Raw genomic sequence first — 4,680 nt, forward strand, 5'->3', positions numbered from 1 at the left:
ACTCAATATAGTATTCAGGCCCTAACCTATGATAGAATAAGGTCTAATGACGCAAGCAATAGAAATTCACAATTTAAACTATCAATATGATGACGACCAAACATTATTTGATGGGTTCGATTTAACGATTGAAGCTGGGCAATGGGTCGCGCTAGTGGGCCATAATGGCTCAGGGAAATCAACATTAGCGAAGTTGATTTTGGGCTTAATTGAGGCCAATGCCGGTGACATCACTGTTTTTGGTGTGCCATTATCGGCAGAGACGGTGCATGACATTCGTGACCAAATTGGCATGGTCTTTCAGAACCCTGATAACCAATTTGTTGGCGCAACGGTCGCCGATGATGTTGCTTTTGGCTTGGAAAATCAACAGTTACCCAGTGCCGATATGCCAAAGCGAATTGATGACGCATTGACGGTCGTCGGGATGCAAGGATTTAAAGATCGCGAACCCCACACGCTTTCTGGTGGCCAAAAGCAACGGGTCGCCTTAGCCAGTGTGCTGGCCTTAACGCCTAAAATTATTATTTTAGATGAGGCGACAGCTATGCTTGATCCAGATGGTCGTGAGACCGTGATGGCAACCTTACAGGACCTCAAGGCCCGTTTTGGTGATGCGTTAACGTTGATTACGATTACGCATGATATGGATGAAGCGGCACTAGCTGATCGTGTTGTGGTGATTAATGACGGGCAGCTCATCCTTGATGGCACCCCAGAAGCGGTCTTTAGTCAACGACAGGTGATGCATGATAATGGATTGGCATTACCTTTTGCAGGTGAGTTAGCGGCACAATTGACGCCAACACCTGAACAGTATTTAGATGAGAGAGAATTGATTCAGTGGCTATCACGTTCGAAAAAGTAAATTTTAGTTATGGTGCCGGCACAACCCTGGCCCAAGCTATTTTGCATGATGTCACCGTGACCATGCTAACCGGCCAAGTGACCGCAATTGTTGGCCAAACCGGCTCAGGAAAATCAACCCTTGTGCAGCATATTAACGGCTTGTTGAAGCCAACTGAGGGCCGAGTGCTGATTGATGGGTTTGAACTCACGCCACGGACAAAAGAAAAGCAACTGATGCAACTGCGGAAAAAAGTGGGCATTGTCTTCCAATTTCCAGAGAATCAGTTGTTTGCCAATACCGTGCTAGCGGATGTGATGTATGCCCCGTTAAACTTTGGTGCCGATCAGGCGACAGCTAAGGCTGCTGCCGAAGCGGCTTTGCGTCGTGTTGGTGTTGATGAATCACTTTGGGAAAAGTCACCCTTTGAACTTTCGGGTGGGCAAATGCGTCGTGTTGCTATGGCCGGGACGTTGGCAAGTGATCCGAGTGTGGTGGTGTTAGATGAACCTGCTGCGGGCTTGGATCCTAAAGGGCAAGCAGAACTGTTGCAATTGGTATTAGAGTTGAAGAACCTGGGCAAAACGGTGATCTTTATTTCGCACCATATGGATCATGTGGTGGCGGTGGCTGACCAAGTCGTTGTCATGCACGATGGTCAGGTCGTGGCCAATGAAACGCCAGCGCAACTATTTAATCGCGATATAGCATGGTTTAAAACCATGAAGTTAGATCTACCAAAAGCAGGACAATTTACGGAAAAGTTAAAGGCGGCTGGGGTCGTGTTGCCAGAGCGGCCACTAACATTGCCGAGCTTAGCCACAGCCATTAATGCGGAGGTCGGCCATGAATAACATTATGATTGGCCGTTTTGTGCCAGGAGATTCCTTTATTCATCGCCTTGATCCGCGGACTAAAATGATTGGGACGTTTGTCTATATTTTGGTGTTATTGTGGGCCAATAGTTGGGCGACGTATGCTTGGGCGGCAATCTTTGTCTTGGGCTTGATTCGCTTAACGGGTCAGCCGTTTAAGCTGTATTGGGATGGGTTAAAACCGATTTTTTGGCTGATTTTATTTACGGTCATCTTGCAGTTAATCTTTACCCCAGGAACGCCCGTCCTTTACCAGCTGGGGCCGATTAAAATTACGACCCCAGGGTTAATTAATGCAGTTTATGTGATGCTACGGTTTATCCTCATCATCTTGATGTCAACAATTCTAACATTAACGACCCCACCAACCAGTATTGCCAACGCCTTGGAAATGCTGTTAGGGCCGTTAAAAATGCGGGTGCCGGTGGCGGAGTTAGCGTTGATGTTGTCCATTGCGCTACGATTTGTCCCGCTATTAATGGATGAAGCCCAGAAAATCATGAACGCCCAAAAGTCACGTGGGATGAGCTTTTCTACGGGTGGACCGATTAAACGAGCCAAGGCGATTATTCCCTTGCTGATTCCGCTGTTTGTCGGGGCGCTCCAACGCGCATTGGACTTAGCCAATGCGATGGAAGTGCGTGGGTTTAAAGACGCTGTGCAACGGACAAAATACCGTGTGTTGCATTATGGGCACAATGACATGTTGGCTTTTGTGGGCTTAGGTGTTTTTGTGGTGATTTTTGCGATTGTGAACTTATATTTATAAGCTAACGCGTCAAACGTTATGAGAGAGTGGGGAATTATGCCACGATATAAAGCAGTCGTCGCTTATGACGGCTCAGAATTTTTCGGATTTCAAGTCCAAACGAAAAACGGCGTGGAACGCCAACGGACAGTGCAGGGTGAACTCAACCACGCTGTGAATCAAATGGCCAAGTTGCCAACGCCCGCTATTAAAGTCGTGGGCGCTTCACGGACGGATACAGGGGTGCATGCTTTTGGTCAAGTGGTCCATTTTGATTTACCATTTGACATCCAACCTGAAGGGGTACGTAAGGGACTCAATACCTTGTTACCCCGCGATATTATGATCAAACAGGTGGAAAAAATGGCGGATGACTTCCATGCCCGCTTTAACACACATGCGAAGCGCTATATCTACCGTGTCTCGACTCAAGACTTTACCGATCCCTTTAAGCGCCGTTATACGGGTCATTTTCACTGGCGTTTAGATGTTGCACGGATTCAAGCAGCGTTACCTGATTTGCTCGGGGAACATGATTTTGCCAGCTTTGCAGCTTCAGGGAATCAAACAGCCACAACCGTGCGGACCATTACGCGTGCGGATGTCGAAGTGAAATCAGACGAACAAGAACTCGTCTTCACGTTTGAAGGCAATGCCTTCCTATATAACCAGATTCGGATTATGGTCGGGGTGTTGCTGGAAATTGGGAATGGTCGGCGTGACGTGCATGACATCGTGCGCTTAATTGCCGTGAAAGATCGTGAACAAGCCCGCTTTACCGCCCCAGCCAGTGGGTTGTATCTGGATGAAATTTATTATGATGCACCAGTGATGGATAAATGATAAACAGTTGGGGATGGCGTGTTTAAGAAGTGCTTGTCGCGGAAGGAATTTGGCGACAAGCATTGACAATACGGATTATTTTAGGTAAGATAATACACGGTATTGTTTACCTCACGATAAGCCCCGGAAACTTATTGTAATTGCGTGGCAAGGAACGGCCGCGTTTGTAAACAACTAATCAAAGGAGCGCACACATGCGTACAACATTTTTAGCAAAACCAGGTGAAATCGAAAAGAAGTGGTATATTATTGATGCCAAGGACGTCGTTTTGGGACGTTTGTCAACAGTAGTTGCTTCAATTTTGCGTGGTAAGAACAAGCCAACGTTTACACCAAACGTTGACATGGGTGACCATGTAATCATCATCAATGCAGGCGAAGTTAAGTTGACTGGTAAGAAGGCCACTGATAAGGTTTATTACCACCACTCAAACCACCCAGGTGGTTTGAAGGCTCGCACAGCTGGAAACTATCGTGAATTCAACCCTGAAAAGTTGCTTGAATTGTCAATCCACGGTATGTTGCCAAAGAACACTTTGGGTCGTAAGCAAGGCTTGAACTTGCACGTGTATGCTGGTGCAGAACATGCCCACGCCGCACAAAAGCCTGAAGTACTTGACATCAACAAGTTAGTTTAAGAAAGGAGAATCTAAATTATGGCTACAGCAGTACAATATGCCGGCACAGGCCGTCGTAAGAACTCAGTTGCTCGTGTGCGTTTGGTTCCAGGTAATGGCCAAATCACAATGAACGGCAAGTCAATCGAAGAATATATTCCTTTCGCTAACTTGCGTGAAGTTGTTTTGCAACCATTTAACGTTACTGAAACATTGGGAAACTACGATGTTTTGGTTAACGTCGTTGGTGGTGGATATTCTGGTCAAGCTGGTGCAACTCGTCACGGTATCGCCCGTGCCTTGTTGACAGTAGATCCTGACTTCCGTGAAGCATTGAAGGCAGCAGGTTTGTTGACTCGTGACTCACGTATGAAGGAACGTAAGAAGCCAGGTTTGAAGAAGGCTCGTAAGGCTTCACAATTCTCAAAGCGTTAATCTTCTTTTTCCCACAACGGTTGTTGCTAATATATGGTGGCAATTGGTGGTATCGATCATTAATGTTAGAGCAAATCTAGCAATTTTAAAAGCATCAGCATTTTGCTGGTGCTTTTTTGTGGTGTTGTTCTTCACGATATCACGTACTTTTGGCTTATAATAAAAAATACATACACAGAGCGTCGGGCGTTCTTGTTTAACAAAATTAGGTCAAAGTACTATTAATATTATGCATTAATTCTTTAATAAATATTGTTATAGTAAGAGTTGATAAAAATGTTCGGCTGGGAAAATAGATTGGAACATGCTTAAGAC

Annotated in this window: 6 protein-coding genes; all 6 read left to right on the forward strand. The window is 45.8% G+C overall.

All coding sequences use genetic code 11. The annotated features are described in order from the left end of the window. Nucleotides 1-46: 46 nt before the first annotated feature. The 6 genes from ACW12G_RS06450 (at nt 47) to rpsI (ending at nt 4,365) form a co-directional block, all read left to right on the forward strand. Nucleotides 47-868 (forward strand): energy-coupling factor transporter ATPase, encoded by an 822-nt coding sequence (locus ACW12G_RS06450; RefSeq protein ID WP_147000942.1) that lies wholly within the window; start codon nt 47-49, stop codon nt 866-868. Continuing rightward, the gene (locus ACW12G_RS06455) at nt 844-1,701 is read left to right on the forward strand and encodes an energy-coupling factor transporter ATPase (protein ID WP_270747622.1); all 858 of its coding nucleotides are present in this window, start codon (nt 844-846) and stop codon (nt 1,699-1,701) included. Before ACW12G_RS06450 ends, ACW12G_RS06455 begins: the two co-directional genes overlap by 25 nt. Further along, nucleotides 1,694-2,491, forward strand: coding sequence for an energy-coupling factor transporter transmembrane component T family protein (locus ACW12G_RS06460; RefSeq protein ID WP_455647553.1), 798 nt, complete (start codon nt 1,694-1,696; stop codon nt 2,489-2,491). Before ACW12G_RS06455 ends, ACW12G_RS06460 begins: the two co-directional genes overlap by 8 nt. A gap of 36 nt (nt 2,492-2,527) precedes the next feature. Then, nucleotides 2,528-3,313 carry a tRNA pseudouridine(38-40) synthase TruA gene (gene truA, locus ACW12G_RS06465; protein WP_455647554.1) on the forward strand — a complete coding sequence of 262 codons (786 nt, stop codon included), beginning with the start codon at nt 2,528-2,530 and terminating at the stop codon, nt 3,311-3,313. A gap of 194 nt (nt 3,314-3,507) precedes the next feature. Continuing rightward, complete coding sequence (rplM, locus tag ACW12G_RS06470; RefSeq protein ID WP_009999818.1) at nt 3,508-3,951, forward strand: 50S ribosomal protein L13; 444 nt, start codon at nt 3,508-3,510, stop codon at nt 3,949-3,951. 18 nt (nt 3,952-3,969) lie between these two features. Continuing rightward, on the forward strand, nt 3,970-4,365 hold the full coding sequence (gene rpsI, locus ACW12G_RS06475) for a 30S ribosomal protein S9 (RefSeq protein ID WP_009999817.1): 396 nt from the start codon (nt 3,970-3,972) through the stop codon (nt 4,363-4,365). The last annotated feature ends 315 nt before the right edge of the window (nt 4,366-4,680 follow it).

The sequence above is a fragment of the Leuconostoc sp. genome (genome assembly GCF_965300815.1).

What these genes read in the sequence shown, in the direction of transcription:
- ACW12G_RS06450 (WP_147000942.1), top strand. Translation starts at nt 47, where the DNA reads ATGACGCAAGCAATAGAAATTCACAATTTAAACTATCAATATGATGAC.
- ACW12G_RS06460 (WP_455647553.1), top strand. Translation starts at nt 1,694, where the DNA reads ATGAATAACATTATGATTGGCCGTTTTGTGCCAGGAGATTCCTTTATT.
- truA (WP_455647554.1), top strand. Translation starts at nt 2,528, where the DNA reads ATGCCACGATATAAAGCAGTCGTCGCTTATGACGGCTCAGAATTTTTC.
- rplM (WP_009999818.1), top strand. Translation starts at nt 3,508, where the DNA reads ATGCGTACAACATTTTTAGCAAAACCAGGTGAAATCGAAAAGAAGTGG.
- rpsI (WP_009999817.1), top strand. Translation starts at nt 3,970, where the DNA reads ATGGCTACAGCAGTACAATATGCCGGCACAGGCCGTCGTAAGAACTCA.